Annotated in this window: 26 protein-coding genes and 1 tRNA gene; 12 read left to right on the top strand and 15 right to left on the bottom strand. The window is 68.1% G+C overall.

The features are described 5' to 3' along the window. Positions 1-104: 104 nt before the first annotated feature. A complete protein-coding gene (locus tag AC07O3_RS30910; protein ID WP_495341150.1) occupies positions 105-1,199 on the bottom strand; it encodes an AraC family transcriptional regulator in 1,095 nt (364 codons plus the stop codon). Positions 1,200-1,304: 105 nt separating this feature from the next. Between AC07O3_RS30910 and AC07O3_RS30905 the strand changes: the two genes are divergently transcribed. The 3 genes from AC07O3_RS30905 to AC07O3_RS30895 all read left to right on the top strand — a co-directional run bounded on the left by AC07O3_RS30905 (position 1,305) and on the right by AC07O3_RS30895 (position 2,797). Then, entirely contained in the window at positions 1,305-1,766 is a 462-nt protein-coding gene (locus AC07O3_RS30905) for an RrF2 family transcriptional regulator (RefSeq protein WP_093057051.1), read from the top strand. Further along, positions 1,756-2,658, top strand: a complete 903-nt coding sequence (locus AC07O3_RS30900) for an NAD(P)/FAD-dependent oxidoreductase (protein WP_495341149.1) — start codon at positions 1,756-1,758, stop codon at positions 2,656-2,658. The genes AC07O3_RS30905 and AC07O3_RS30900 overlap by 11 nt, the downstream gene beginning before the upstream one ends. Positions 2,659-2,721: 63 nt before the next feature. After that, positions 2,722-2,797, top strand: a tRNA-Gly gene (locus AC07O3_RS30895). Between the two features lie 54 nt (positions 2,798-2,851). Here AC07O3_RS30895 and fahA read toward each other — a convergent pair. From fahA to AC07O3_RS30860, 7 genes are all read right to left on the bottom strand, one after another. Next, positions 2,852-4,174 (bottom strand): fumarylacetoacetase, encoded by a 1,323-nt coding sequence (gene fahA / locus AC07O3_RS30890; RefSeq protein WP_495341148.1) that lies wholly within the window; start codon positions 4,172-4,174, stop codon positions 2,852-2,854. Between the two features lie 13 nt (positions 4,175-4,187). Then, complete coding sequence (locus tag AC07O3_RS30885; protein ID WP_093076564.1) at positions 4,188-4,994, bottom strand: cyclase family protein; 807 nt, start codon at positions 4,992-4,994, stop codon at positions 4,188-4,190. Between the two features lie 68 nt (positions 4,995-5,062). Beyond that, positions 5,063-5,854: an ABC transporter permease gene (locus AC07O3_RS30880; protein ID WP_495341147.1), complete on the bottom strand. Its 792-nt coding sequence runs from the start codon at positions 5,852-5,854 to the stop codon at positions 5,063-5,065. Then, positions 5,851-6,621: an ABC transporter permease gene (locus tag AC07O3_RS30875; protein WP_093076568.1), complete on the bottom strand. Its 771-nt coding sequence runs from the start codon at positions 6,619-6,621 to the stop codon at positions 5,851-5,853. The genes AC07O3_RS30880 and AC07O3_RS30875 overlap by 4 nt, the downstream gene beginning before the upstream one ends. Further along, positions 6,614-7,471, bottom strand: coding sequence for an ABC transporter ATP-binding protein (locus AC07O3_RS30870; protein WP_495341146.1), 858 nt, complete (start codon positions 7,469-7,471; stop codon positions 6,614-6,616). Before AC07O3_RS30870 ends, AC07O3_RS30875 begins: the two co-directional genes overlap by 8 nt. Then, positions 7,468-8,412, bottom strand: coding sequence for an ABC transporter substrate-binding protein (locus tag AC07O3_RS30865; RefSeq protein WP_495341145.1), 945 nt, complete (start codon positions 8,410-8,412; stop codon positions 7,468-7,470). Before AC07O3_RS30865 ends, AC07O3_RS30870 begins: the two co-directional genes overlap by 4 nt. Continuing rightward, positions 8,409-9,155, bottom strand: a complete 747-nt coding sequence (locus tag AC07O3_RS30860; RefSeq protein WP_495341144.1) for a TetR/AcrR family transcriptional regulator — start codon at positions 9,153-9,155, stop codon at positions 8,409-8,411. Before AC07O3_RS30860 ends, AC07O3_RS30865 begins: the two co-directional genes overlap by 4 nt. A gap of 100 nt (positions 9,156-9,255) precedes the next feature. On the opposite strand from AC07O3_RS30860, the gene AC07O3_RS30855 reads away from it, so the two are divergent. Both AC07O3_RS30855 and AC07O3_RS30850 read left to right on the top strand, forming a co-directional pair. Then, entirely contained in the window at positions 9,256-11,262 is a 2,007-nt protein-coding gene (locus AC07O3_RS30855; protein WP_495341143.1) for an acetoacetate--CoA ligase, read from the top strand. A 7-nt stretch (positions 11,263-11,269) separates the two neighbouring features. Beyond that, on the top strand, positions 11,270-11,713 hold the full coding sequence (locus AC07O3_RS30850) for a YbaY family lipoprotein (protein WP_495341142.1): 444 nt from the start codon (positions 11,270-11,272) through the stop codon (positions 11,711-11,713). On the opposite strand, the gene AC07O3_RS30845 is transcribed toward AC07O3_RS30850, so the two are convergent. From AC07O3_RS30845 to AC07O3_RS30835, 3 genes are all read right to left on the bottom strand, one after another. Further along, complete coding sequence (locus AC07O3_RS30845; protein ID WP_495341141.1) at positions 11,710-13,647, bottom strand: adenylate/guanylate cyclase domain-containing protein; 1,938 nt, start codon at positions 13,645-13,647, stop codon at positions 11,710-11,712. The two genes, AC07O3_RS30850 and AC07O3_RS30845, sit on opposite strands and share 4 nt — an antisense overlap. 218 nt (positions 13,648-13,865) lie before the next feature. Then, a complete protein-coding gene (locus AC07O3_RS30840) occupies positions 13,866-14,639 on the bottom strand; it encodes a 2OG-Fe(II) oxygenase (protein WP_495341140.1) in 774 nt (257 codons plus the stop codon). Between the two features lie 41 nt (positions 14,640-14,680). Then, a complete protein-coding gene (locus AC07O3_RS30835) occupies positions 14,681-15,601 on the bottom strand; it encodes a LysR substrate-binding domain-containing protein (RefSeq protein WP_093174801.1) in 921 nt (306 codons plus the stop codon). Between the two features lie 187 nt (positions 15,602-15,788). On the opposite strand from AC07O3_RS30835, the gene AC07O3_RS30830 reads away from it, so the two are divergent. The 4 genes from AC07O3_RS30830 to AC07O3_RS30815 all read left to right on the top strand — a co-directional run bounded on the left by AC07O3_RS30830 (position 15,789) and on the right by AC07O3_RS30815 (position 19,252). Then, a complete protein-coding gene (locus AC07O3_RS30830; protein ID WP_093057036.1) occupies positions 15,789-16,988 on the top strand; it encodes an acyl-CoA dehydrogenase in 1,200 nt (399 codons plus the stop codon). A 5-nt stretch (positions 16,989-16,993) separates the two neighbouring features. Next, the gene (locus tag AC07O3_RS30825) at positions 16,994-18,229 is read left to right on the top strand and encodes a CaiB/BaiF CoA transferase family protein (RefSeq protein ID WP_495341139.1); all 1,236 of its coding nucleotides are present in this window, start codon (positions 16,994-16,996) and stop codon (positions 18,227-18,229) included. Between the two features lie 13 nt (positions 18,230-18,242). Continuing rightward, positions 18,243-18,674, top strand: a complete 432-nt coding sequence (locus AC07O3_RS30820; protein WP_489016321.1) for a VOC family protein — start codon at positions 18,243-18,245, stop codon at positions 18,672-18,674. Between the two features lie 158 nt (positions 18,675-18,832). Further along, positions 18,833-19,252 carry an organic hydroperoxide resistance protein gene (locus tag AC07O3_RS30815; protein ID WP_093057033.1) on the top strand — a complete coding sequence of 140 codons (420 nt, stop codon included), beginning with the start codon at positions 18,833-18,835 and terminating at the stop codon, positions 19,250-19,252. Positions 19,253-19,263: 11 nt separating this feature from the next. Here AC07O3_RS30815 and AC07O3_RS30810 read toward each other — a convergent pair whose 3' ends face one another. Continuing rightward, positions 19,264-19,722, bottom strand: a complete 459-nt coding sequence (locus AC07O3_RS30810) for a CopD family protein (RefSeq protein ID WP_495341138.1) — start codon at positions 19,720-19,722, stop codon at positions 19,264-19,266. A 47-nt stretch (positions 19,723-19,769) separates the two neighbouring features. Beyond that, on the bottom strand, positions 19,770-20,756 hold the full coding sequence (locus AC07O3_RS30805) for a LysR family transcriptional regulator (RefSeq protein WP_495341137.1): 987 nt from the start codon (positions 20,754-20,756) through the stop codon (positions 19,770-19,772). 141 nt (positions 20,757-20,897) lie between these two features. On the opposite strand from AC07O3_RS30805, the gene AC07O3_RS30800 reads away from it, so the two are divergent. The 3 genes from AC07O3_RS30800 to AC07O3_RS30790 are packed head-to-tail and all read left to right on the top strand — an operon-like array spanning position 20,898 to position 24,818. Next, complete coding sequence (locus tag AC07O3_RS30800; protein ID WP_495341136.1) at positions 20,898-22,238, top strand: DUF3100 domain-containing protein; 1,341 nt, start codon at positions 20,898-20,900, stop codon at positions 22,236-22,238. 20 nt (positions 22,239-22,258) lie between these two features. Beyond that, entirely contained in the window at positions 22,259-23,428 is a 1,170-nt protein-coding gene (locus AC07O3_RS30795) for a M20 aminoacylase family protein (RefSeq protein WP_495341135.1), read from the top strand. Between the two features lie 4 nt (positions 23,429-23,432). Next, positions 23,433-24,818 carry an L-serine ammonia-lyase gene (locus AC07O3_RS30790; RefSeq protein ID WP_179830506.1) on the top strand — a complete coding sequence of 462 codons (1,386 nt, stop codon included), beginning with the start codon at positions 23,433-23,435 and terminating at the stop codon, positions 24,816-24,818. 12 nt (positions 24,819-24,830) lie between these two features. Here AC07O3_RS30790 and AC07O3_RS30785 read toward each other — a convergent pair whose 3' ends face one another. After that, entirely contained in the window at positions 24,831-25,439 is a 609-nt protein-coding gene (locus AC07O3_RS30785; protein ID WP_426391013.1) for a VOC family protein, read from the bottom strand. A gap of 33 nt (positions 25,440-25,472) precedes the next feature. Beyond that, on the bottom strand, positions 25,473-26,339 hold the full coding sequence (locus tag AC07O3_RS30780; RefSeq protein WP_495341134.1) for a fumarylacetoacetate hydrolase family protein: 867 nt from the start codon (positions 26,337-26,339) through the stop codon (positions 25,473-25,475). Between the last annotated feature and the right edge of the window lie 5 nt (positions 26,340-26,344).

Below are 26,344 nucleotides of genomic sequence, written 5' to 3'. Positions count from 1 at the left end.
ACTCCTTGTCATCGGAGGCCCATGCCCCCGGCGACCCGGACGATGCAGCGGCGCGCCGGCAACGTCTTGCCGAAAGCCGCAAACGCGGTTTTCGGCAAGAGATTTCAGGATTCGGCCAGCTTCTGCTTGCGGAATTCGGTGGGCGTGAGGCCGGTGACGGCCTTGAACGCGCGGTTGAACGGGCCGATGGACTGGAAGCCTGCGGTCAACGCGATGGTCAGCACCGGCAGCTCGCGCTTCGAGGAGTCGGCCAGCGCCGCCGTGGCCTCGGCCAGCCGGAAGCCGTTGACGAAGGCGTTGAAATTGCGATGGCCCAGCCGCTGGTTGATGAGGCGGCGCAGGCGGTATTCGGGCACTGAGAGCCGTGCGGCGAGGGTGGCGATGCTCAGGTCTTCGCTGCGATAGGCGTGATCGACCGCCATGGCGTGTTGCAGGGATTCGGCGAGGCGGTCTTCGGCGGGGTCGGGGGCCGGGGGGGCGACAGGGGGCGGTTCGACCGTTGGGATAGGCGCATCTGGAACCACCGCGACCGGAAAGAGCTCCGATCCGGCCAGCCGCACCATCCGCCAAGCCACCACCGCCACGATCAGCAGCAGCATCGCCACATCGGCCGTCGCCGACAGGCTCGACAGCTGCCCGTGCGGCGAGGCCAGCCGGACGACCAGCATCCCGACGCTGTAGCCGACGCCCGTCACCACGATGAACACGCGCAGCCGGCGCCGCCCCTCCACCAGGTCTGCCCGCCACTGCGAAGCCGCCGCCATCGCGGCCAGCACCGCGAACACCAGCGGCACGGCGCGCTGAACGCCCATCGTCACCGGTGCGAGCACCGAGGCGCTGCCCGCCACCACCGCGCAGTTGAGCGCGGCCACCGCGGCCACCACGAGCCAAGCGGCAACGTGCACGGGCCGCAGCCTGAAGTCGTCGTTGAACAGCGCCTGCACGAACACCCAGAACAGCACGGCATTGCCGACCGCCACGGCGACGAACGGCGATTGCCACAAGCGCGGCACGAGCGATTCGAAGGCCGGCGCGGAGCCGATGACCTGGATGCACAGGCCCAGCGTCAGCATCACGCCGGCGCGCGCGACCGGCAGGCGAGGGCGGTCGCGGCCGAGGACCAGCGCGAGCACGAGCAGCAAGGCCAGCAGCACGCCGCGCAGGGCGGCGTCGAGCAGGGTTGTCGGGGCGGGCGTCATGGTGCGGCCCGATTCTCACCTCAGTGTCGTGACAACCGACGGGCGTTCCGGCCCCGCAAGACCCTTCGGCACGCCATGACAAACATATGCAACTCATAATGTTGCATGAAACGAGACAGCAAGCTTTCAGCCGTTCTCCACGTGCTCCTGCACATGGCCGAGATGAACGACCCCGTCACGTCCGAGTCGCTCGCGGCTGCGATGCACACCAACCCGGTCGTCGTGCGCCGCCTCATGGCCGGCCTGCGGCAGGCGGGGTTCGTCAGCTCGGCCAAGGGCCATGGCGGCGGCTGGGTGCTGTCGTGTTCGCTGGCGGCGGTGACGCTGGGCGACATCCACAACGCCGTCGGCGCGCCCGCGCTGCTGGCCATGGGCAATCGCACCGAGAGCCCGGGCTGCATCGTCGAGCAGGCCGTGAACGCGGCGCTCGATGGTGCGTGCGACGAGGCCGAGGCGCTGCTGCTCAGGCGTTTCAACAGCATCACGCTGGCCGATCTTTCCAGGGACTTCCACCGCCGCATGACGGGCGGCGGCTTTACATCGAAGGACATTGAACATGCGCTATGACGCACTGATCGTGGGCGGCAGCTTTGCCGGCCTTTCCGCTGCCATGCAGCTGGCTCGCGCACGAAGGAACGTGTGCGTCGTCGATGCGGGCGCGCCGCGCAACCGCTTTGCCGCGGCGTCGCACGGTTTCTTCGGGCAGGACGGCGTGCCGCCCTTGAAGATGATTGCCGACGCGCGCGACAAGCTGCTTGCGTATCCGTCCGTCAAGTTCGTCAGCGGCAGTGCGGTGGCCGCGAGCGCCGATGGTGTCGAGGGGTTTACGGTGTCCCTGAACAACGGCGAGCAGGTCCAGACCCGCAAGCTGCTTCTGGCGTACGGCATTCAGGACGGCCTGCCCGGCATCGCCGGCATCAGCGAGCGCTGGGGCAAGAGCGTGTTGCACTGCCCCTATTGCCACGGCTACGAGTTCAGCGGGCGCCCGCTGGGCGTGCTCTTCCACAGCGGGCATCCGCCGGACCATTCGCTGCTGATCAACGAGTGGGGCCCGACCACGGTCTTCCTGAATGGCGGCGACGGGCCTGATGCCGAGACGCGTGCGAAGCTGCAGTCGCGCGGCGTGGCCATCGAGCCGGGGCGCATCGTTGGCCTGGAAGGCGCGGCGCCTCAGCTTGCCGGCGTGCGCATCGACGATGGCAGGCTCGTGCCGATCGAGGCGCTGTACGTGGTGCCGCACACGCGTCCGTCCAGTCCGCTGGCCGAACAGCTCGGCTGCGCCTTCGACGACGGCCCCTTCGGCCCGGTGCTGCGCGTCGACGGCATGAAGATGACGACGGTGCCCGACGTCTACGCGGCGGGCGACCTCTCGATGAAATTCACCAATGCCACGCTGGCCTCCGCGGACGGCCTGATGGCCGGCGTGTCGCTGCATCGGTCGCTGGTGTTCGACGCTTGAGCGAACTTTTTTCCCGGATCCGGGAAAAGTGGCTCAAGATCACCCTATAATCTGAGGCTTCACGCGGGAATAGCTCAGTTGGTAGAGCGCAACCTTGCCAAGGTTGAGGTCGAGAGTTCGAGACTCTTTTCCCGCTCCACATTGCAGAAAAAAGGCCACCTCATCGGGTGGCTTTTTTCATTGGTGCCTCAGGTCAACCCCTGGCCGCCAACACCGTCCCCCGGCTCTCCCCAAACCCGATGCGCGCATGCCCCGGCTTCTCGCACCAGCCGCGCAGCAGCACCGCATCGCCGTCTTCCAGAAAACCGCGTTGCTCGCCATTGGTCAGCGTCACCGGGCTTTGCGCGGCGCGCGTCAGTTCGATGATTGCGCCGGCTTCACCTGCACCGGGCCCGGAGATCGTGCCGCTGCCGAACAGGTCGCCCGGGTTCAGGCTGCAGCCGCCCATCGTGTGGTGCGTCACCATCTGCGCGACGCTCCAGTACTGGTGCCTGAAGCTCGTGGACGACAGGCGCGACGGTCCGGTCTTCTCCTTGCGCGCCTTCTCGCTTTCGAGCCAGACCTCCAGGCGGATGTCGAGCGCACCGCTCTCGCGATTCTTCGCGTTCTCCAGGTACGCGAGCGGTTGGGGCTCGCTCGTTGGCCGCGTCCACGCCTGCCGGTAGGGCGCAAGCGCTTCCATCGTCACGATCCACGGCGAGATCGTGGTTGCGAAGTTCTTCGCGAGGAAGGGACCGAGCGGCGCCATCTCCCAGAACTGGATGTCGCGCGCAGACCAGTCGTTCAGCAGGCAGATGCCGAAGATGTGTTCTTCCGCATGTTCGAGCGCAATGGGCTCGCCCTGCGCATTGCCCGTGCCGATCCACACGCCTAGCTCCAGCTCGTAGTCGAGCCGCGCGCAGGCCTGATACGTCGGCGCCTTCGCGCCCGGCGCCATCGCCTGCCCCATCGGCCGGTGAAAGCGCTGGCCGCTCACGCCGATGGTCGACACGCGCCCGTGGTACGCGGTCGGAATCCAGCGGAAGTTGGGCGTCACGTCGCCTTCGGGGTTGAACAGGCGTGTGATGTTCAGCGCATGGTCGATCGAGGTGTAGAAGTCGGTGTAGTCGCCGATGCGTGCAGGCACCGTGTATTCGACTTCGGCCTGCGGCACCAGGCATTCGCGCACGGCCTGCACCGTGGCGACGGGTGCGTCGTTCTTCAGCAGGTCGAAGAGCGCATGCCGCAGCGCCTTCCACGCGGCGCCGCCGAGCGCGAAGAAGTCGTTCAGCGCGGGCAGCGCGGCCGCTCGCGCCGCATCGAGTGCAAGACCGTCGAGCTGTTGCTGGGCGGCCAGCGCCGCAAGGTCCAGCACCTGGTCGCCGATGGCGACGCCGCCGCGAAACGCCTCGCTGCTGCCCGCGCGGCGAAACACCGCATGCGGCAGGTTCTGGATCGGAAAGTCGCTGTCCGCTGCATTGGCCGATTCGACCCAGCTGCGCGCGTTGGCGTCGTGCGTGTGGTTGAGTGCGCTCATGGTGAAGAGGCCCTCACACCGAAGCCATCAGCGCGTCGTCGAAGATCGCGACCGCGCGCGTCCACCCCGCCGACGCGCCGCGGATCTTGTGCGGAAAGCAGCTGATGAAGAAGCCCGTGGGCGGCAGCACTTCGAGGTTGTGCAGCTTCTCGATGTGGCAGTAGCCGATGTCGCGGCCGGCCTTGTGGCCTTCCCAGATCAGCGAGGCGTCATGCGTCTCGCCGTACTTCTTCGCGGTGTGCACGAAGGGCGCGTCCCAGCTCCATGCGTCGGTGCCGGTGAGGCGCACGCCGCGCTCAAGCAGGTACATCGTCGCCTCGTAGCCCATGCCCGCGCCGGCCGACACGTAGTCGGGGTTGCCGTAGCGCGAGCCGGCGCGCGTGTTGACCACCACGATCTCCAGCGGACTCAGCGTGTGGCCGATGCGCTTCAACTCGGCCTCGACGTCGTCGGCCGTCACCACGTAGCCGTCGGCGAAGTGGCGAAAGTCGAGCTTCACGCCCGGCTGGAAGCACCATTCGAGCGGCACGTCATGGATCGCGATGGCGGGTTTCTTCTCGCCCAGCGCCTTGTCCATGGTCGAGTGGAAGTGATAGGGCGCATCGAGGTGCGTGCCGTTGTGCGTCGACAGCTGCACCAGCTCCACCGCCCAGCCTTCGCCGTCGGGCAGGTCTTCGCGCTGAAGGCCGGGAAAGAAGGGCTCGATCTGCTCGTAGGTCTGCTCGTGCGTGAAGTACTGGATCTTCGGTGCGAAGGCCGGCGGGTCGGAGAGCACGTCGTTTTCGAGAAAGATCGAGAGGTCGACGAATTTGCGTGGCATGGCGGGGCTCCTTGTGGGGTGTTCGTGTTGGAAGAAGAGGAAAGAGAGGGAAAGAGAAGAGGAAGGAATCAGGGCTGCTGCCAGCGCAGCAGGCGTTTCTCGGCAAAGGCCAGCAGCGCGTTGCTCGCGAAGCCGATGAGCCCGAGCAGCACGATGCCGGCGAACAGGTCGCTGGCGCGAAAGGCGCGCGCGGCCAGCAGAATGGCCTGGCCCAGGCCGCTTTGCGAGGCGATCATTTCGCCCACCACCGCGACGATCAGCGCAATGGTCAGCGCGAGCCGCATGCCGGCCAGGATGTCGGGCATCGCATTGGGCAGGCCCATCTTCCAGATGTACGCCGCGCGCGACATCTGCAGGCAGCGCGCCACTTCCGACAGGCGCGGCTCCACCGCCGCGAAGCCGTGCACCGTTGCCAGCAGCACCGGCCACATCGCGCCGAAGGCGACCACGAAGAGCACCATGCCGGGGTTCAGCCCGAAGATCGAAATGGCCAGCGGCAGCAGCGCCGAGGCGGGCAGGGGGCGGATGAATTCCAGCGTCGGCTGCACCCACGCGCGCACCGAGGGCGACACGCCGATGGCCGCGCCCAGCAGTACGCCGAAGAGCGAAGCAAGCAGCCAGCCCTCGATCATCCGGCCCACAGTAGCCTGCGTGAAGCCGAGCAGTTCGCCGTTGCCGCCTTCGCCGGAGAGGTTGAGTCCTTCGAGCAGGCTGGAGAAGGTAGCCTGCGGCGTCGGCAGGAACACGCGGCTGACCCAGCCCGCGTTGCTCGCGACCCACCACAGCGCAAGCAGCGCGAGCAACACGCCCAGCGAGCCGAGCCAGTTCAGGCCGGTGCGATCGTTGTTGTTGCCGCTCATGACGGCACCCCCATGCGCCGCGACACCACGCGCTGCAACAGCAGCATGCCCGCGTTGACTGCAAAGCCCACCACCCCGATCCAGCCCAGCCAGGCGAGCATCAGCGCGGGGTCGAAGCTCTGCTGCGCGATCATCATCGCGTAGCCCATGCCGTTCGGGTTGGCCGCGATCTCCACCGTCACGGCCACCACCAGCGCCACCGCCACGCCCAGCCGCAGCGCGACGAACAGGCGCGGCACGATGGCCGGCAGCACGATCTTGAAGGCCCGCTCGCGCGCCGACAGGCCCAGCACGCGGCTGACTTCGAGCAGCCGTGGCTCGATCTGCTGCACCGCCGACTGCACCAGCACCAGCAGCGGCCAGAAGGTGGCAAACGCCACGATGGCCAGTTCCATGCGCACGCCGAAGCCGAAGGTCAGCATCGCGAGCGGAATCAGCGCGACCGAAGGCACCGGGCGCAGCACCTCGATGGAGACGGAGCCGAGCTGCGCCGCGCGGCGCGAGAGTCCGAGCACCAGGCCCAATGCGATGCCGAGCACAGCGCCCAGCAGCAAACCAAGTGCCGCGGTGCCGAGCGTGAAGCCGGTGGCCTGCCAGAGCGAGCCATCCATGGCCGCGCCGACGAATGCCTTGGCCGCAGCACTCGGCGGCGCCAGCGCATCGCTGCCCAAGGCCGCTGCACGTCGCGCGTACCACTCGAAGGCTCCGACGAGCACCACCGGAAACACCCACGGCCGCAGCCAGCGGAAGAGGCGGTTCTCAGTCATGGCCCTGCTCGATGAAGGCGAACAGTTCACGCCGCAACTGCAGGTACTCGGGATGCTCCTTCGTCGTAAGCTGGTCGCGCGGCCGGGGGATCTTCACGTCGATCATCCGTGCGAGACTCGGCCGCCTCGGCCCCGGGTTGGCCTGCAACGCGATCACGCGGTCACCGAGGTAGATGGCCTCTTCCAGGTCGTGTGTGACGAACAGCACCGTGAGCCCGTCATCGCGCACCAGTCGCGCGAGCTCGTCCTGCAGGCTTTGCCGCGTGAGCGCGTCGAGCGCGCCGAAGGGCTCGTCCATCATCATCAGCTCGGGCTTCTGCGCGAGGCAGCGTGCAATCTGCGCGCGCTGCTGCATGCCGCCCGACAGCTGCACCGGAAACTTCTGCGCATGCTTCGCGAGGCCGACCTTGCCGAGCACGTCGGCGATGCGCGGCGCGCGTTCGGCGGCGGGCACGCCGGCCGCTTCCAGCGCGAGGCTCACATTGCCTTCCACCGTGCGCCAGGGCAGCAGCGCGCGGCCGTAGTCCTGGAACACGAAAGCGACTTCGCGCGAAGGCTCGGTCATCTTCACGCCGTTGCGCCGCACCTCGCCCGCGCTCGCGGTGACGAGCCCGCTGGCCGCGCGCAGCAGCGTGGTCTTGCCGCAGCCGCTGGGGCCGACGATGCAGACGAACTCGCCGCGCGCCACGTCGAATGAGGTGGGCGACAGAATCTCGCGCCCGCCAAGGCGGATGGTCACGCCGTCGAAGCGCAGGAAGGGAGTGGCTTGCATCGTGGGGCTGGCCGGCGAATGAAAGGCGCTCGCCGACAGTGCGGCGCGTGCGGTGATGGGGGCAGGTGCTGAGATCACTTCGCCACCAGCTTCGCAACGTCGATGCTCGTCTTGAGCATGTCCTGCTCTTTCATCAGCCCGGTCCAGTAGGCGAGCTGCTTTTCCGTCACCACGGGGCCGGGCGGCGAGATCTGCACCTTGGCCAGCACTTCGGGCGGCAGCTTGATGTACTTGCCGATGGCCGCGCGCACCTTGGCGTCGTTCTTCGGCTGCTGCATGAACGCGCCAGACTCGACCAGTGCTTCGCGAAAGGCGCGCGCCGCCGCTGGATTCTTCGCCACCCACTCGCGCTTGGCCGCATGCACGATGGTCTGGTTGTTCTCGGGCAGGAAGGTCGAGTAGTACGAAGCCACGTAGCCCGCGCCGCTCTCGGTGATGCGGCTCATGAACGGGTCGGCCGACACCACCGCGTCGACCGAGCCGCCGCGCAGCAGGTCGGCATGCTGCGGGAATGCGGCCTCGACGAAGTTGACCTTGCGGTAGTCCACGCCGCTGTCTTTCAGCCATGCGCGGAAGGTCACGTGCAGGAAAGCGCCGAGGCCCGGCACGCCGATCTTCTTGCCAATGCAGTCTTGCGGACCCTTGATGCCCGAGCCCGCGCGCGCCACCAGGCCGAAGCCGGTGATGGTCTTCGAGGTGAGGCCGCCGCCGGCCACCAGCACCAGGTCGAGCCCGCCATCCACCGCCTGCAGGAACACCGAGGGCGTGGGCCCGCCGATCTGCAGCGAGTCGGACTGCAGCGCCGCCGGGATCGTCGAGTTCAGCGGGATGAACTTGAGCTCGACCTCGAGATTGCGCTTCTTGAAGTAGCCCTCTTCGGCCGCCACGAACACCGAGGCGAAGTCGGTCACGGCCGTGTAGCCGAACACGATCTTCGGGTTGGACTGGGCGCGCGAAGGCAGCGCGGCAATGGCCGACGTCGCGGCAAGCGCCGACAGCAGGGTGCGTCGTTTCATCATGGCTTTTGTCTCCTGGAGATGGTCTTGTTCGTGCGTGGGGTCTTGGGCCGCGGCAGCGCGGCGCGCAGGCCGCCCACGATGAAGCTCACCAGCATCGGTGCCACGGCCGGGTCGGCGCGCGTGTTCTCGCCGCGCGAGAGTCGTTCGATGCGGCTGTCGTTCAGGTGGTGCAGCAGCGAGCCCAATGCGAACTGATAGCCCCAGGCCGCCTGGCTGCGCGTGGCATGCGGCAGCGCGACGTGCAGCGCATCGATGTACGCCTCGGCCAGCGGGTCGAAGTAGGCGCGCAGCACGCGGTCGGCTTCCTCGGTGGCGTGGTACAGCTCGCGCGCCACCAGCAGCGCGTAGTACTCGCCCTCTGAACTTGCGCGCAGCGCCAGCACGGGCGCGGTGAAGGCTTCGATGATGCGCGGCAGCGTGCGCGCGTCGTCGGGGTCGATGTTCACAGCGGCCAGCCCCGCGAGCCGCGCCTCGATGGAGTGGCCCCAGTGCTCGAAGATCGCGTGAAACAGCTCGTGCTTCTGGCCGTAGTAGTAGCCCACCAGCGCCAGCGGCACGCCGGCCTCCTCGGCAATCTGGCGGATCGTCACCACGTGGTAGCCGTGCTGCGCAAAAAGCTTCTCGGCCGCCAGCAGGATCGCCTGCTTGCGGTCGGGCCGCGCAGTCGCGATGGCGACTGCGGCGGGGGAAGGCGTCGCAGCGCGCGAGGTGCTGCGCCTTGCGGTAGGTGTGCGGGTGCTCATGAGGGCGTATTGAACGCTTGTACAAAAACATTGAACACGCGTACAAACCCTGAGGTCAACCCCGATTGAGCACGGTCGTTCGCAGCGCTACGCTCGTGCCATGTCCGCTCCCAACATCCCCCAGATCCGCCTCTATCAAGACTGGCTGCGCGAGACGCGCGGCCTCGTGTTCGACAGCTACGACGCCCTGTGGCGCTGGTCCGTCACCGAGCTCGACGCCTTCTGGCAGAGCATCTGGGACTACGCCCGCATCGAGTCGCCCACGCCGCACACAGCCGTGCTCGCCGAATCGCGCATGCCCGGCGCGCGCTGGTTCCCGGGCGCCCAGGTCAACTACGCCCGCGAGGTGCTGCGCCATGCCGATGCGGCACACGCGGCCGGCATGCCCGCCATCGTGAGCGACAACGAACGCGGCGAAGTGCGCGAGATGTCGTGGCCCGAAATGCGCCGCCAGGTGGCGTCAGTGGCGCTCACGCTCAAGTCGCTAGGCGTGCAGCGCGGCGATCGCGTTGCGGCCTACATGCCCAACGTGCCCGAGACCATGGTGGCCTTTCTCGCGTGCTCCAGCATCGGCGCGATCTGGAGCGTGTGCGCGCCCGACATGGGCACTGCCGCCGTGGCCGACCGCTTCCGCCAGATCGAGCCCAAGGTGCTGATCGCCGTCGACGGTGTTCACTACGGCGGCAAGCCGCTCGACCGCAGCGCCGTGCTGCAGGAGCTGCGTGGCCAGCTGCCGAGCGTGCAGAAGCTGCTGCTCGTGAAGTCGCCGTACGCCGCCAGCGCAGTGCCGCATGACGTCGACTGGGCGCAGGCCACCGACCGCAACGGTGCCGAGGTTGCCGCCTTCGAGCCCGAATGGCTGCCCTTCGACCACCCGATCTGGATCGTCTATTCGAGCGGCACCACCGGCCTGCCCAAGCCCATCGTGCACGGGCAGGGCGGCATCATCCTCACCATGCACGCCTGCGGCCTGCACAACGACGTGGGCGCGAGCTACGGCGCCAACAACTTCGGCGAGCGCTACCACTGGTACAGCTCCACCGGCTGGGTGATGTGGAACTCGCAGCTTTCGGGCATGGCCTTCGGCGCCACCATCTGCATCTACGACGGCAACCCGGCGGGCAGCAAGGAGAAGCCCGACTGGAGCGTGCTGTGGCGCTTCGTGGCGCGGCACAAGGTCACGTTCTTCGGCGCGGGCGCGGCCTACTTCACCAACTGCATGAAGGCCGGCCTTGTCGCGAAGGAATGCGGTGACCTGTCGCGCGTGCGGGCACTCGGCAGCACCGGCTCGCCGCTGCCCGAAGAGGTGCAGCGATGGGGCTCGAAGCAGATCCTCGACGCGGGCTCGAAGGAAGTGTGGTGGTGCAACATCTCCGGCGGCACCGATTTCTGCGGCGCCTTCGTCGGCGGCAACCGCGACCTGCCCGAAGTGCCGGGCCAGATGCAGTGCCGCGAACTCGGCCATGCGGTCGAGGCGTGGAACGAGCAGGGCCAGCCGGTCATCGGTGAAGTCGGCGAGCTAGTGTGCACCAAGGCCATTCCGTCGATGCCGCTCTACTTCTGGGGCGACGAAGGCAATGCGCGCTACGTGTCGAGCTACTTCGACACCTACCCCGGCGTGTGGCGCCACGGCGACTGGATCAGGATCGGCGAGGACGGTGGCTGCATCATCTACGGCCGCAGCGACGCCACCATCAACCGCCAGGGCCTGCGCATGGGCACCAGCGAGATCTACAGCGCCGTCGAGGGCCTGCCCGAGGTACTCGACTCGATGGTGGTCGACCTCGAATACCTGGGCCGCGACAGCTACATGCCGCTGTTCGTGGTGCTGCGCCCCGGCGTGTCGCTCGACGACGCCATGCGCACGCGGCTCAACAACGCCATCAAGACTTCGCTGTCGCCGCGCTTCGTGCCCAACGACATCTTCCAGGTGGCCGAGATCCCGCGCACGCTCTCGGGCAAGAAGCAGGAGCTGCCGATCAAGAAGCTGCTGCTGGGCCAGCCCATCGAGAAGGTGGTCAACCGCGAGGCGATGGCAAACCCCGGCAGCCTGGACTGGTACGTGGCCTTTGCCGCACAGCGTGCCTCCGCAAGTGCCTCCGCATAATGGCCGCATGAAAAGACGCACCAGCCTCCTCATGTTCTCCGTCATCGCGGGCGCCTCGTTGCTGAGCGCTTGCGCAGTGCCTTCTTCGCCAGCTGCAGGCGGTGCCGCGCAGCTTCGCGTGAGCGGCACCGTCACCTACCGCGAACGCATCGCGCTCGACCCCGCGGCCGAAGTCGTGGTTCAGTTGCTCGACGTGTCGCGCATGGACGCGCCCTCGACCGTGCTTGCCGAGCAGCGCATCAAGGCCAACGGCAAGCAGGTGCCCTTTGCCTACGAGCTGAAGGTGGATGCCGCGCGCATCGACCCGCGCATGCGCTACGCCGTGTCGGCGCGCATCTCGCGCGGCGACCAGCTTCTGTTCATCAACGACACGCAGTATTCCGTGCTCACGCAAGGCGGCACCACCAGCGCCGACCTGGTGCTGGTGCGCGTCGCCCAGGCTCCGCGCTAGGAAGTCATCAGCTCGTAGAGCACCATGCGCGTCTGCCGGCCGCGCAGTTCCGCCTGCTCCTCGATGCGCCGCGTGTGAAGCCGGTCGCCGAGCCCGGCGAAGGTGGTTTCCGACATCAGCGTCTGCGTGCCGAGCTGCTTGTTGAAGCCCTCGATGCGGCTCGCCACGTTGATCACGTCGCCGAACGCCGTGTACGACAGCCGGTCGTTCGAGCCCAGCACCCCCGCGATCACCGTGCCTGTGTGGATGCCCACGCGCGTGCGGAACTCGGGCAGGCCCTGTGCCGCCCACTTGCGGTTGAGATCGTCCATCTCCACGTGCAGCTCCAGCGCGGCCAGGCAGGCCTTGTATTCCGCGTCCTTCAGGTCGGAGGGCGCGCCCCACAGCACCATGATGCCGTCGCCGATGAACTTGTCGACCACGCCGCCGTGCCGCGCGAACACGCCCGTCGCCAGGTTGAAGTACTCGGTCAGCATGACCACCAGCACGTCGGTGTCGAGCGACTCCGAGATCGAGGTGAAGCCCTCCACGTCGGTGAACATCACCGTCACGCGCCGCGGTGAGCCGCTGGGTGCGAGCGTGTGGCCCGCGTCGATCAGCTGGTTGATCACGTCCACCGGCACGAACTTGCTGAAGGCCTTCAGGCTGCGGGCCGAGTCGTCCAGGGCCTGGTCCAGGTGCTGTATCTCGAGCACGCGGCTCGGTTCGCGCGGCAGGTTGTCCAGCTCCAGCAGGCCGATGCGGCGCGCGATGTGCGAGAGGTTCTCCACCGGCGCTGTCACCAGCTTCGACAGCTTCAGCGACATGAACAACGCCATCGCCAGGAAGACCAGTGCCAGCGCCAGGCCCCACAGCACCGCGCGGTGCAGGTCGCCCAGCAGCATGTCTTCGGGCACCCAGCTCACCAGTTGCCAGCCGGTGCTGGGAATGCGCGAGGCCTGCACCAGATAGCGGCGGCCTTCGTGCGTGAAGGAAAACTCCGTGTCGGTGCCGCCGCCCGCCGTGCCGTCGGCCACCATGTGCGCATGCAATGCACCGAGCACGCCGCTGGGCGGCTGCAGCTCGTGCAGCACACCCGGCATGTCGCTGCGCGCGAGCACGCGGAAGTCAGCGCTCAGCAGCGCGCTGTCGCCGTAGCCGTCGCTGCTGAACTGGCGCACGAATTCCGACAGCCGCCCGAGCGACACGTCGCCCGCCACCACCAGCGCCTGCGCGCTGCTGTCGGCGTAGCGGCGCTTGCTGGGCAGTGCGTAGGTCACGCCAAGCTCTTGCGCGGCTGCGAACACGTACGGCTGCGTCCAGATGGGCCCCTGTGCCTTGCATGCCTGCACGTACCAGCTGCGCTGCGTCGGGTTGTAGTTGCTGCGGAACGACTCGAGGCGCTGCGTGGCATAGCGCTGCTGCACGTCGGCCTCGGCATCCAGCGGCAGCTTGTACTGCCAGGTCTCGGTGGTGGAGCCTGCGCCGCGCTCGATGTAGCGCATGGCCGGCACCGGGTAGCGCAGCGCCATCAGCATCTGGCCCTTCTCGTTGCTGACGTAGATGCTGTCGAGCTCGGGCGACTGCTGCAGCAGCGTCCAGAGCAGCTCCGCCGTTCTTTCGGAGTGCTCGCCCGCGGGCTGCAGGCTGGGGGCGGTGCCCACCGCGTTGATGACCGACTCGGCTTTCTGCAGAAAGGCCAGCACCTTGTCTTCGGTGCGGTCATGGTTGGCCTTGTGCGCGGACACGCCGATGCGCGACACCAGCCGCTGCGAGCCCCAGTAGCCGAGCGACACCAGCAGCAGCGACTGGGCCAGCGCCACCACGCTGACGATGGTGCCCACGTCCACCCGGAAGCGGCGCGAGCGCCCGGCCGGTGCCGGTTGTGTGACAGATTTTTCGACCGACGGCTTTCCAGCCACTTCCGGATTCCCGGAAGAGTTCTTGTTGTTCATACAGCTCCCTGACGACCACTCGAACGCACCCGCTGCAGCGAAGCCGCGGGCCGACCTTCGGTGAGTCACGGCCTCGATCGTTGGTGTCGGGGATCCTGGTGGCGCCGGAGGCGGGCGCGATTTTCGCTCGACTTCGGCTGTCCGTGCGGTACTGAACAGCGCCGCAGTGGCTCAGGCCTGTCTAGACCGGAGTCGTGGAAGCGCGTGGGAGCGGCCTGTCAGCGCGCGTCGTGAAAGATGATGCCCAGCGTATGCCGCCGGCCCGAACGCACGCGGCTCACGCCGTGGCGCATCGTCACGCGGTAGCTGCCGCGCGTGCCGGCCACCGGCCGCTGGTTGACCGCGAAGATCACCGCCTCGCCCTGCGCGAGCGGCGCCACCTCGGCGCGCGATTGCATGCGCGGGCGCTGCTCGGTCAGCACGAACTCGCCGCCGGTGAAGTCTTCGCCCGGCTTGCTCAGCAGCACCGTGAGCTGCAGCGGAAACTGCAGGTCGCCGTACAGATCCTGGTGCAGGCAGTTGTAGTCGCCCTCGTCGTAGCGCAGCAGCAGCGGGGTGGGGCGCAACTGGCCCGCTGCGTGGCAGCGCGCGAGATACGCGGCGTGGTCCGGCGGGTAGTCGGCCGGCTGGCCCATCGCCGCGGCCCACGCATTGGCCAGCGGCGCGAGGCGTTCGTACAGCGCGCTGCGGCATGCGGCGAGCCTGGGCGGCAGCGGGTTTGCAAAGTATTGGTACTCGCCTTGTCCGAAGCCGTGGCGCTGCATCACCACGCGGCTGCGAAAGCGGTGGGCTTCGTCGTACATGGCTGTGAGCGCGGCGCATTCCTCGGGAGTGAACAGCTGGCCAGTGACGGCGCAGCCGCGGGCGGCGAGGTCTGCTTCGATGCGGGGCCAGTCGAGCGAATCGATGCGGGAAGGCTTTCTTGTCATGCGCCCAGTGTCCCGCTTGCAGACCCGCGAGGCTCGCCGTTTCCGGACGCGGGTTTCGGACATGGGCTTTGGCGCCCCACGTGGCGAGAAAGTCACCGGCCCCTTCAAGCTGCCCCGCGTTCGGGCTCCTGCCGGGCCTGCTCCAGCAGCCAGTCGCTGAAGAACTTCAGCAGCGGCCGCTGATCGGCCCGCTCCGGCGTCACGAGGTAGTAATTGCGCTCGCCAGAAAGGGGCCGAGCGCACGCCACCACCAGCTCGCCGCGTGCCAGTTCGTCGGCCACCAGCATCGTCGGCATCAGCGCCACGCCGAGCCCGTGCGACGCGGCCGCGGCCAATATCGAGAACAGCTCGTAGCGCGGACCACCGCGCGCGTTGGGCGCGTCGATCTGCTGCGCGTCGAACCACTGGCGCCAGCCGTCGGGCCGCGTGCTTTGCTGCAGCAGCGGCATCTTCGCGATGGCGGCCGGCGTTACGGCCTTGCCGCGTGGGAGCAGCGACGGGCTGCACACCGGCACCACGTCTTCGTGCATCAGCAGCAGCGCGCGCGTACCGGCCCAGTTCTCTACCTGCGCGGGCGTGCCGGCGTACAGCGCGGCGTCGAACTCGGCGTCGGCAAACAGAAAGGGGCGGGTGCGCGTCTCGATGTGCACCACCACGTCGGGCTGCAGCGCCGCGAAGCCCTTCAGGCGCGGCATCAGCCAGCGGGTGGCGAAGGTGGGCACGGCCGCCAATGAGAGCGAGCCGCCTTCGCCCTGGTGGGCCATTGCGTCGAGCGTGTCGCGCTCCATCGCTTCCAGCCGCTTGGTGATCTGCCGCGCGTAGGCCGCGCCGCTGGCCGTGAGCGCTACCCCGTGCCGCGTGCGGCGGAACAGCGCCACGCCGAGGAAGGCTTCGAGCGTGCCGATCTGGCGCGACACGGCGCTTTGGGTGAGCGCCAGTTCCTGCGCAGCGCGGGTGTAGCTCTCGTGGCGCGCGGCGGCGTCGAAGCACACGAGGGTTTGCAGGGGTGGAATCTTGCGGCGCATGTATGCCTCGGGTGTATGTATGAAACCCTGGCCTCACCAATGAAGAGGCCGATCGAACATCTTGCAAGACATTCTACGAACGCATATCTGGGTGCGGAATCATCGTTTGCGTCATGCCCCCCGCATGGCTAGCATCGGCCCCATTCCCCCTCTTTTCACCTTTCCCCTAATTTCCGGAGACAGCCACATGGCCGCCAAAGCGCAATTCCACTGGGACGACCCCCTTCTTCTCGACCAGCAACTGACCGACGAAGAACGCATGATCCGCGACGCGGCCAACGCCTACTGCCAGGAGCGCCTTGCGCCCCGCGTCATCGAAGGCTTCCGCACCGGCGAAACCGACCCCGCCATCTTTCGCGAAATGGGCGCACTCGGCTTGCTGGGCCCGACGATCCCCGAGCAGTACGGTGGCCCCGGCCTCAACTACGTGGCTTACGGCCTGATCGCCCGTGAAGTCGAGCGCGTCGACTCGGGCTACCGCTCGATGGCCAGCGTGCAGAGTTCGCTGGTGATGGTGCCGATCTTCGAATTCGGTACCGAAGCGCAGAAGCAGAAGTTCCTGCCCAAGCTCGCCACCGGCGAATGGATCGGCTGCTTCGGCCTGACCGAGCCCGACCATGGCTCCGACCCCGGCAGCATGGCCACGCGTGCCAAGAAGGTGCCGGGCGGCTACTCGCTCAGCGGCTCGAAGATGTGGATCAGCAACTCGCCCATCGCCGACGTGTTCGTGGTGTGGGCCAAGGAAGTCAGCGAAAGCGGCACGGTCGGCCCCATCCGCGGCTTCGTGCTCGAAAAGGGCATGAAGGGCCTGAGCGCTCCGGCGATCCACGGCAAGGTCGGCCTGCGCGCCAGCATCACCGGCGAAATCGTGATGGACGGCGTGTTCTGCCCCGAAGAAAACGCCTTCCCCGAAGTGCAGGGCCTCAAGGGCCCGTTCACCTGCCTGAACAGCGCCCGCTACGGCATCTCGTGGGGCGCGATCGGCGCCGCCGAAGACTGCTGGCATCGCGCCCGCCAGTACACGCTGGACCGCAAGCAGTTCGGCCGCCCGCTCGCCGCCAACCAGCTCATCCAGAAGAAGCTGGCCGACATGCAGACCGAAATCACGCTGGGCCTGCAAGGCAGCCTGCGCCTGGGCCGCATGAAGGACGAAGGCATCGCCGCGGTGGAAATCACCTCGATCATGAAGCGCAACAACTGCGGCAAGTCGCTCGACATCGCCCGCATGGCGCGCGACATGATGGGCGGCAACGGCATCAGCGACGAATTCGGCGTGGCCCGCCACCTGGTGAACCTGGAAGTGGTCAACACCTACGAAGGCACGCACGACATCCACGCGCTCATCCTGGGCCGCGCCATCACCGGCATCGCAGCTTTCGCCAACTGAGCCGCATGACCAAGCCCGCAGCACTCGACGGCATCAGGGTCCTCGATCTGTCCCGCGTGCTCGCGGGCCCGTGGTGCACGCAGATCCTGGCGGACCTGGGCGCCGACGTCGTCAAGATCGAGCGCCCCGGCGTCGGCGACGACACGCGCACCTGGGGCCCGCCCTTCATCAAGGACGCGGACGGCAACGACACCGACCAGGCGAGCTACTTCACGTCCTGCAACCGCAACAAGCGTTCGGTCACGGTCGACATGGCCACGCCCGACGGGCAGGCGCTGCTCAGGCAGATGGCGGCGCAGGCCGACATCGTGGTGGAGAACTTCAAGACCGGTGGCCTCAAGCAATACGGCCTCGACCACGAGAGCCTGCGCGCGGCCAACCCGCGCCTCATCTACTGCAGCGTGACCGGCTTCGGCCACGACGGCCCTTATGCCGAGCGCGCGGGCTACGACCTGATGATCCAGGCCATGACCGGCATGATGAGCATCACCGGTCGTCCCGATGACGTACCCGGTGGTGGCCCGTTGCGCGTGGGCGTGGCGCTCACGGACCTGTTCACCGGCGTCTACGCCAGCACCGCCATCCTCGCAGCGCTGCAGGTGCGCGACCGCACCGGCGAAGGCCAGCACATCGACATGGCGCTGCTCGACGTGGGCATGGCCATCCTCGCCAATCAGGCGAGCGCGTTCCTCAACACCGGCAAGGCGCCCGAACGCCAGGGCAACACGCACCCGAGCCTCGCGCCGTATCAGGACTTTCCGACGCAAGACGGCTCGATGCTGCTGGCCATCGGCAACAACGGGCAGTTCGCGCGCTTCTGCGAAGCAGCCGGCCATCCGGAATGGGCGACCGATGCGCGCTTTGCCACCAACACACTGCGCGTGAAGCACCGTCTGGTGCTGATCCCGATGATGGAAGAACTCACGCGCACCCGCACCACGGCCGCGTGGGTCACGCTGCTCGAAGACAAGGCCGTGCCCTGCGGCCCGATCAACGACATTGCCCAGGCCTTCGATGACGCGCAAGTCAAGGCGCGCGGCCTTGCGGTCACGCTGCCGCGCGATGCGGGCGACGGCATCGCCAGCATCACGGGCGTGGCGAGCCCGCTGCGGCTGACGGCCACGCCGCCCGTGCTGCGCCATGCACCACCGGCGCTGGGTCAGCACACGCAGGAAGTGCTGGCGGAAATGGGCATCGACTCCGCCCGCTTCGACGCCCTGCGATCGGCCGGCGTGGTCTGACCACCAGGCAGCCATGACGAGCCCGATGCGCACGCCACCGTTCTCGGTGCTGCGCATCGACCACATCGTGCTGCGCGTGAAGGACATCGAACGCGCCATCACGTTCTACCGCGACGTGTTGGGCTGCGCCATCGAGAAGCGCCGCGACGACCTGGGGCTCGTGCACCTGCGCGCCGGCGCGAGCCTGATCGATCTCGTCACGCCCGATGGCCCACTGGGTAAACAGGGCGGGGCGCTTGCCGGTGTGGAAGGCCGCAACGTCGACCACATCTGCCTGCGCATCGAGCCTTTCGACGAAGCCGCCATTCGCGCGCTGATGGCTGCCCACGGCGTAGCGGTGAACGGCGAGGTGCAGAACAACTTCGGCGCCGAGGGCAATGGCCCCTCGATCTACATCGCCGACCCCGACGGCAACACCGTAGAGCTCAAGGGCGCCCCTCGCTGACCTGCGGCTCGACCGAGCGGCCGCTTTGTACGCCAGTGTGTCTGGCCGCCCGCCGCACACACGGGCATGCAAAAGTGCGCCCCGCTCGACACATCGCGGATACAGCCCGCCGATTCAATCCATGCATCGCCATTCCGGCGAGCCTGAAAGGAATCCCCATGAGCTCCACCACCGCAAAGATCCTCTACACCGGCAAGACCCACACCACCGGCGGGCGCGACGGCGCATCGCGCAGCGACGACGGGCGCCTCGACATCCGGCTTTCGTCGCCCGGCACCTCTGGCGCGGGCACCAACCCCGAGCAGCTGTTCGCCGCGGGCTGGTCGGCCTGCTTCATCGGCGCGATGGGCAAGGCGGCCGGCGCGATGAAGATCAAGCTGCCCGCCGACCTGGCCGTCGATGCCGAGGTCGACCTGGCCAACGAAGACGGCCAGTACTTCCTGCGCGCGCGCCTGAACGTGAGCCTGCCGGGCCTCGAGCGCGAAACCGCCCGCGCTGTGGTCGACGCCGCGCACCAGACCTGCCCGTACTCCAAGCTCACGCGCGGCAACATCGACGTCGAGCTCAACCTGGTCTGAGCGCCGCAGCCTCAGCCAGCCCGCCCGATGGTCGCCACGCCGAACACGATCACGCCCAACACCAGGTTCACCATCACCAGCTTGCGCACGGTGTTGAGCCGCGCGGCCGCTACTGGCCAGGCGCTTTCTTCCACCGCGCGCCGCATTGCCCTGAACACCGAGGCGCGGATGTAGACGTAGATGGCGGCCATCACGATCGCGATGCTCATCATCGCCTCGATGCGCCAGTGCAGGCCGCGGAAGCCGCCCGTCGAGAGGATCATCGCCACGCCGGTCACGAACAGCAGCGTGACCGACGCGTCCACCCCCACGAAGAAGCGCCGCAGCGTCGCGGCCATCATGCGCAGGCGCAGCGGCGGCTCCAGCGTGTCGACGGCGGAAGGGCGCACCGCGAAGTGCATGGTCGCCATGCCGCCGACCCAGAAGGCGGCGCAGAGCAGGTGAATGAAAAGCGGAATGGCGTACGACATGGGGCCCGATCAGAACACCGAAAGGGCGAGGCGCGCAATGTCGTGCCTCATGCCGCGGTGCTTCGTGTACGCGAGGCTGCGCGCTTCTCCGCTCTCTCCGGCTTGTCCTTGCCGGCAGCCAGATCGGCATAGCGCCGCATGTCCGCCACCACGCACCGCAGCAATTCGGCCGCGGCCGGCGACAGCATGCGCCCGTGCCGCGACACGATGTGCGAGCGGCCCTGCGACAGCAGCGGGTTCTTCATCGGCAGCTCGACCAGTTCGGGGTTGGTGGCGTTCGGCGTGAGCGAGATGCGCGTGCCCAGCGCATAGCCCAGCCCGGCCGACACGAAGTGGCCGAGCGCGCTGAACGAGGTGGTGGTCAGCAGCGACGGCAGCCGCACGCCCTCGCTGACTTCCGCTGCCTCGATGTGCTGCCGCACGCCGAAGTTGCGGTGCAGCGTGGCGCCCGGGTAGGGCAGCAGGTCGGCCAGCTTCAGCGGACGGCCCAGCTGCGCGAGCGGGTGCGTGGCCAGCACCAGCGCCTGGATCGGCTGCGAGTGCGACTGGTGGGAGGTGAGCCTGTCGTCCTTCGGCGGCTGGAACAGCATGCCGATGTGGGCGCGTTCCTCGACCACGCGCTGCACGATCTCGTCGGTGCTCGCCACGTCGAGGTCGATGGTGATCTTCGGGTGCGTGGTCATGAAGTCTCGCAGGCTGTGGCGCATGAGCCAGTCGACGTACCCCTCGCCGGCCACGACATCGATGTGGCCGCGCTCGATCTTGCGGATGCTGTCCATCTGCGCCATCAGGTGCTGCTTCTGGCTGTTCTGGCGCCGCACGTAGCCAGCCAGCATCTCGCCCGCGTCGGTGGGCACCACGCCGCGGCCGTGGCGCTCCAGCAGCGGCACGCCGCACTCCTGTTCGAGGACGCCGATGGCGCGGCTCACGGCCGATGGGTCCATGTCGAGCACGTCGGCGGCGCCGCGCACCGAGCCGCTGTCGAGCACCTGCATGAAGTAGCGCACGCGGCGCGTGTCGAGCTTGTCGTCCATGGCCCGGTCTCCTGAAGTTCGTGGCGAGTGTTGCATTCAATGCATCGAATATCCCGATTTACGGTCATTGATGCAATAGACCCGCAAGCCGAAACTCGCCGGCACCCCGCAGGTACTGCGCCCCGAAAAGACGCCCCACCCATGACCTCTGCCGCCTCCGTCCTTGCCGCTGCCGCGCCCTCCAGCGCCTCCGGAAAACTCAAGCTCGCGCTCGTCACCCTCGCCATCGTGGCCGTAGCCGAGCTCATCGGCCCGGTGCAGTTCAGCGTCGGCCCGGGCAAGGTGGCGCTGCTGCCGATGCTGTGGGCGCTGCTGATCGCAGCCGCATGGGGCATCGCGCACAGCCGTGTGCCGGGCGTGGCGCGCGTGGCGACTGCCGAGCAGTCGTTTGCCGGCGGCCTGCTGAATGCGGGCCTGCTGCTGTTCGTGGTGAAGCTGGGCCTCACGGTCGGTGCCGCGCTGCCGCAGGTCAAGCAGGCTGGCTGGGCGCTGCTGCTCCAGGAGTTCGGCCATGCGCTGGGTACTCTGGCGCTGGGCCTGCCGCTGGCGCTGCTGCTGGGCATCAAGCGCGAAGCCGTGGGCGCCACCTTTTCGGTGGGCCGCGAGGGCAACCTCGTGATCATCGGAGAGAAGTACGGCATGGCCTCGCCCGAGGGCCGCGGCGTGCTGGCCGAGTACATCACCGGCACGGTGCTGGGCGCGCTCTTCATCGCGGTGCTGGCGGGCTTCATCGCCAGCCTGCACATATTCGATCCGCGCTCGCTGGCCATGGGCGCCGGCGTGGGCTCGGGCAGCCTGATGGCCGCGGCGCTGGGCGCCATCGCCGCGCAGCAGCCGGCCGAGATGCTGCCGCAGCTCACAGCCATCGCTGCCGCGTCGAACCTGCTGACCACCGTGGCCGGCTTCTACTTCACGCTGTTCCTGTCGCTGCCGTTGTGCTCATGGCTCTACGGCAAGCTGGAGCCGGTGCTGGGTCGCTTCTCGAAGCGCGGCGCGCAGGACTCGGCAGGCACGGGCGCCGTGTCGCAGGTCAGCGTGGCGCATGGCGGTGCCTTGCCACTGCGCGACACGCTCATCGCCTGGGCGGTGGTGGGTGGCGGCGTGCTCATCGGCAATTCGCTGACCTACAAGGTGCCGATGCTGGTCTCGCTCGAAGGCATGGCTGTGGTGGTGGCGATCGCGCTGGTGGTCGAGGGCATCAAGCGCCTCGTGCCGCGCCTGCCGATGGTGCTGGTGCTGTCGGTGGTGGCCACGGTGGTGGGCATTCCGGGCCTGTTCCCGTTCTCCGACGCGCTGATCGCGCTCACCGCCAAGCTCAACTTCCTTGCCTTTACGACGCCGGTGCTGGCGCTGGCCGGCTTCTCCGTCGCGAAAGATTTGCCGGTGTTCCGCCAGCTGGGCTGGCGCATCGTGGTGGTGTCGCTCACCGCCACGGCCGGTACCTTTCTCGGCGCCACGCTGATCGCCGAATTCTTCCACTGACAACCCACGAGAGAACTGCCATGTACCGCGACCCCGACATCGACGAAGACACCCGCGCCCGCATGCTGAGCTGGCGCCGCGACATCCACGCCAACCCCGAGACCGCCTTCGAGGAACACCGCACCGCCAACGTCGTCGCCAACGCGCTGATGCTGATGGGCCTGACGGTGCATCGCGGCCTGGCCGGCACTGGCGTGGTCGGTACGCTGAAGAATGGCGAGGGCCCGGGCATCGCGCTGCGCGCCGACCTCGATGCGCTCAACATGCAAGAGCTGGGCACGCAGGCGCATGCCTCCAAGTGCGCCGGCAAGATGCACGCCTGCGGCCATGACGGCCACACCGCCATGCTGCTCGGCGCGGCCGAGCACCTGTCGCGCCACAAGCCATTCAAGGGCACGGTGCACTTCGTGTTCCAGCCCGCCGAAGAGAACGAGGGCGGTGGCCGCGTGATGGTGGAAGAGGGCCTGTTCGAGCAGTTCCCGGCCGACGCCGTCTACGGCATGCACAACTTCCCGGCCCTGCCGCGCGGCCAGTTCGCGATCCGCAAGGGCACGATGACGGCCTTTCTCGACACCTTCGAGATCGTCATCACCGGCAAGGGCAGCCACGGCGCCATGCCCGAGACCGGCATCGATTCGGTGGTTGTCTCGGCCCAGCTGGTGAACGCACTGCAGACCATCGTGAGCCGCCGCACCGGCGCGACCGATTCGGCCGTGGTGAGCGTCACGCAGATCCACGGCGGCGACACCTGGAACGTGATCCCCGAGACCGTGGTGCTGCGCGGCACCGTGCGCACGCTCGACCCCGTCATTCAAGACCAGACCCAGGTCGCGATGCAGCAGATCTGCGACGGCGTTGCGGTCACGCACGGCGCCCGGGTGGCGCTCGACTATCGCCGCGGCTACCCCGGCGTGGTCAACACGCCCGCCGAGACCGACGCCGCCATCGCCGCCGCCGCCAGCCTGGTCGAGCGCGAGCAGGTGCACACCGACATCCCGCCGGCCATGGGCTCGGAAGACTTCGCCTTCATGCTGCAGAAGCGCCCGGGTGCCTACATCGGCATTGGCGCGGGCGAGGGCCCGAACGATCCGAACGTGCACAACCCGTACTACGACTTCAACGACGCCATCCTGCCGCTGGGCGCCGCCTACTGGGTGGCGCTGGTCAAACAGCAGCTTCCCGTCGCATGATGCGCTGATGCTCTCCGCCTTCGACATCTTCAAGATCGGCATCGGCCCGTCCAGTTCGCACACCGTCGGGCCGATGCGCGCGGCGCTGCTGTTCGCGCAGTCGCTCGAACGGCGCGGCGTGCTCGCGCAGGTGGCGCGGCTGCATGTTGACCTGTTCGGTTCGCTCGGCGCCACCGGGCACGGCCACGCGACCGACCAGGGCGTGATCCTCGGGCTCTTCGGCGATGCGCCCGACACCGTGCGGCCCGAGACCGTGCAGCCGAGGCTCGAAGCGCTTCGCCGCACCGGCCAGCTGAGCCTGCTGGGCACCACGCCCATCGCATTCGACCGCGTGCGCGACATCGCCTTTCGCGGCGAAGAGTCGCTGCCAGAACACCCCAACGCCATGCGCTTCACGGCCTTCGCGGCCGATGGCGGCACGCTGGCCGAGGGCACGTACTTCTCGGTCGGCGGCGGCTTCGTCGTCGAAGGCGGGCAGGCCGTGGCCGCAACCGTGGCGGCTGCTTCCGCCGTGCCGCATCCCTTCACTACCGGCGACGAACTCATGGCGCAATGCCATGACAACGGCCTGTCGGTGGCCGCGCTGGTCATGCGCAACGAATGCGTGTGGCGGCCCGAGGCCGAGGTGCGCAGCGGCCTGCTGCGCATCTGGGGCGTGATGCAGCAGTGCGTGCAACGCGGCTTCGGCATCGACAACCCGCTGGCGTCGCATGCGCTGCCCGGCCCGCTGCGCATGCGACGCCGTGCCCCCGAGCTGAACCGTGAGCTGCTGGCGCAAGCCGGCGCGGCCGACCCGCTCGCGGTGATGGACTGGGTCAATGCCTTCGCGATGGCGGTGAACGAGGAGAACGCAGCCGGCGGCCGCGTGGTCACCGCACCCACCAACGGCGCTGCGGGCGTGGTGCCCGCGGTGATGCACTACTACCAGCGCTTCGTGCCGCAGGCGAGCGACGAAGGCATCGTCGACTTCCTGCTCACCGCGGCGGCCATCGGCATGCTCTACAAGACCAACGCTTCCATCTCGGGCGCCGAAGTCGGCTGCCAGGGCGAGGTGGGCGTGGCCTGCTCGATGGCGGCCGGCGCGCTGGCCGCGGTGCTCGGCGCCACGCCGGCGCAGGTCGAGAACGCCGCCGAGATCGGCATGGAGCACAACCTCGGCCTTACCTGCGACCCGGTCGGCGGCATGGTGCAGATCCCCTGCGTCGAGCGCAACGCCATGGGCGCGGTGAAGGCCATCAACGCGGCGCGCATGGCACTGCGCGGCAACGGCAGCCACTATGTGTCGCTCGACGCGGTGATCCGCACCATGAAGCAGACCGGCGAGGACATGAAGTCGACCTACAAGGAAACCTCGCTCGGCGGCCTCGCGGTGAACGTGGTGGAGTGCTGACCGCGCCGAAGCTCAGGGCACGAACATGTCCCACGGCGCCTTGCCCTCCGGCAGCCGGGGCCGTTCGGTGAGCGAAGCCAGTGGCTCGCCGGCCTCGAAGCGCGCAGCCAGCGCTTCGGGGTCGAACACCACGCCCATGAAGTTCTCGGCATAAGCGCCACTGGCGAAGAAGGCGCTGACTTCCTCGGCTGTTTCGAACACGTCGTGCTGCAGCTCGAGCCGGTGGCCGTCGGGGTCGCGGTAGTACATCGAGATGGTCGGCCCGTGGTTGATGCACCAGTAGGGCCGGATGCCGCGCGCGGCCAGGCGGCGATGGTTGGCCAGCAATTCGCCGAGCGAGCCGTAGGTGAAGGCGATGTGCTCCAGGCCCGTGCTCGCGTCGGCTTCGTGTTTCAGCTCCGGTCCTGCGATCAGGCCGATGCGGTGGTGCTCGTCGTCGTAGGTCAGGAAGCACAGCATCTCGTTCTCGAACGCGGCATGGGCCTGCAGCACGTCGAGGTACCAAGCACGCGAACGCGCCAGGTCGCTCACGCGCAGCACTACGTGCGCCAGCTTGACGGGGCTGAGCGAGGTGCGCGTGAAGTCGGGTAGCGGGCGTACCGGGGTCGCAATGTCGTTCATGGGTGTCTCCTTCTTTCTTTGGGGGCGCAACGCTCAGCCGGCGGGTTCGGCAATCACGCGGTTCTCGATGTGGCCGATGCCTTCGATCTCCACGCGCACCACGTCGCCCGGCACCAGGTAGCGCGGCGGGTCCATCAGCCCGCCGACTCCAGCGGGGCTGCCGGTGCTCAGCACGTCGCCCGGCTCCAGCGTGAAGGCGGTGCTCAGTTCGACCAGCATGGCCTCGATGCGGTGGATCATCTGCGCGGTGTTGCCGTCCTGCCGCAGCTCGTCGTTGACCCAGGTGCGCAGCCGCAGCGCGTGCGGGTCGGCAATCTCGTCGCGCGTCACCAGCCAGGGCCCGAAGGGGCCGTGCGTGTCGAAGGACTTGCCCAGCGTGTGCGTGGGCGCGCGCATCTGCCAGTCGCGCACGCTCATGTCGTTGACCACCACGTAGCCCGCGACCATGGCCATCGCGTCTTCCGCGCGCACGTGGCGGCAGCGCCTGCCGATGACCACGCCGAGTTCGCCCTCGTAGTCGAACTGGTCGGACACGCGGGGCTTGTGCACCGCATCGAAAGGGCCGGCCACGCACGACACCTGCTTGTTGAACCACACCTGGCCCGGTGGCCGAACGATCCCCAGCTTCGCGGCCTCCTCCAGATGCGAGGCGTAGTTGCCGCCGAGCCCCAGGAACTTCTGCGGCGCGGGAATGGGCGCCGCCAGCCGCACGCCGGCCAGTGCCACGCGGGGTGCTTCCGCGAGCGCAGCGTGCAGCCACGCCATGCCTTCGTCGCCGCGCGCAAGGAGCTCGCGCAGCCCGGGCGGCGCGCCGGGCTGGTCCGTCAGGTCGGCGATTTCCTCGTTTCGGACCACGCCGAAGCGAAGGGCGTCGCGGTGCTGGAAGCTTGCGAGTTTCATGGCGT

The sequence above is a fragment of the Variovorax sp. GW821-FHT09D05 genome (assembly GCF_059416325.1).
This window is presented reverse-complemented; position numbering and strand designations above follow the sequence as displayed.

What these genes read in the sequence shown, in the direction of transcription:
- AC07O3_RS30910 (WP_495341150.1), bottom strand. Translation starts at nt 1,199, where the DNA reads ATGACGCCCGCCCCGACAACCCTGCTCGACGCCGCCCTGCGCGGCGTG.
- AC07O3_RS30905 (WP_093057051.1), top strand. Translation starts at nt 1,305, where the DNA reads ATGAAACGAGACAGCAAGCTTTCAGCCGTTCTCCACGTGCTCCTGCAC.
- AC07O3_RS30900 (WP_495341149.1), top strand. Translation starts at nt 1,756, where the DNA reads ATGCGCTATGACGCACTGATCGTGGGCGGCAGCTTTGCCGGCCTTTCC.
- fahA (WP_495341148.1), bottom strand. Translation starts at nt 4,174, where the DNA reads ATGAGCGCACTCAACCACACGCACGACGCCAACGCGCGCAGCTGGGTC.
- AC07O3_RS30885 (WP_093076564.1), bottom strand. Translation starts at nt 4,994, where the DNA reads ATGCCACGCAAATTCGTCGACCTCTCGATCTTTCTCGAAAACGACGTG.
- AC07O3_RS30880 (WP_495341147.1), bottom strand. Translation starts at nt 5,854, where the DNA reads ATGAGCGGCAACAACAACGATCGCACCGGCCTGAACTGGCTCGGCTCG.
- AC07O3_RS30875 (WP_093076568.1), bottom strand. Translation starts at nt 6,621, where the DNA reads ATGACTGAGAACCGCCTCTTCCGCTGGCTGCGGCCGTGGGTGTTTCCG.
- AC07O3_RS30865 (WP_495341145.1), bottom strand. Translation starts at nt 8,412, where the DNA reads ATGATGAAACGACGCACCCTGCTGTCGGCGCTTGCCGCGACGTCGGCC.
- AC07O3_RS30860 (WP_495341144.1), bottom strand. Translation starts at nt 9,155, where the DNA reads ATGAGCACCCGCACACCTACCGCAAGGCGCAGCACCTCGCGCGCTGCG.
- AC07O3_RS30855 (WP_495341143.1), top strand. Translation starts at nt 9,256, where the DNA reads ATGTCCGCTCCCAACATCCCCCAGATCCGCCTCTATCAAGACTGGCTG.
- AC07O3_RS30850 (WP_495341142.1), top strand. Translation starts at nt 11,270, where the DNA reads ATGAAAAGACGCACCAGCCTCCTCATGTTCTCCGTCATCGCGGGCGCC.
- AC07O3_RS30845 (WP_495341141.1), bottom strand. Translation starts at nt 13,647, where the DNA reads ATGAACAACAAGAACTCTTCCGGGAATCCGGAAGTGGCTGGAAAGCCG.
- AC07O3_RS30840 (WP_495341140.1), bottom strand. Translation starts at nt 14,639, where the DNA reads ATGTCCGAAACCCGCGTCCGGAAACGGCGAGCCTCGCGGGTCTGCAAG.
- AC07O3_RS30835 (WP_093174801.1), bottom strand. Translation starts at nt 15,601, where the DNA reads ATGCGCCGCAAGATTCCACCCCTGCAAACCCTCGTGTGCTTCGACGCC.
- AC07O3_RS30830 (WP_093057036.1), top strand. Translation starts at nt 15,789, where the DNA reads ATGGCCGCCAAAGCGCAATTCCACTGGGACGACCCCCTTCTTCTCGAC.
- AC07O3_RS30825 (WP_495341139.1), top strand. Translation starts at nt 16,994, where the DNA reads ATGACCAAGCCCGCAGCACTCGACGGCATCAGGGTCCTCGATCTGTCC.
- AC07O3_RS30820 (WP_489016321.1), top strand. Translation starts at nt 18,243, where the DNA reads ATGACGAGCCCGATGCGCACGCCACCGTTCTCGGTGCTGCGCATCGAC.
- AC07O3_RS30815 (WP_093057033.1), top strand. Translation starts at nt 18,833, where the DNA reads ATGAGCTCCACCACCGCAAAGATCCTCTACACCGGCAAGACCCACACC.
- AC07O3_RS30810 (WP_495341138.1), bottom strand. Translation starts at nt 19,722, where the DNA reads ATGTCGTACGCCATTCCGCTTTTCATTCACCTGCTCTGCGCCGCCTTC.
- AC07O3_RS30805 (WP_495341137.1), bottom strand. Translation starts at nt 20,756, where the DNA reads ATGGACGACAAGCTCGACACGCGCCGCGTGCGCTACTTCATGCAGGTG.
- AC07O3_RS30800 (WP_495341136.1), top strand. Translation starts at nt 20,898, where the DNA reads ATGACCTCTGCCGCCTCCGTCCTTGCCGCTGCCGCGCCCTCCAGCGCC.
- AC07O3_RS30795 (WP_495341135.1), top strand. Translation starts at nt 22,259, where the DNA reads ATGTACCGCGACCCCGACATCGACGAAGACACCCGCGCCCGCATGCTG.
- AC07O3_RS30785 (WP_426391013.1), bottom strand. Translation starts at nt 25,439, where the DNA reads ATGAACGACATTGCGACCCCGGTACGCCCGCTACCCGACTTCACGCGC.
- AC07O3_RS30780 (WP_495341134.1), bottom strand. Translation starts at nt 26,339, where the DNA reads ATGAAACTCGCAAGCTTCCAGCACCGCGACGCCCTTCGCTTCGGCGTG.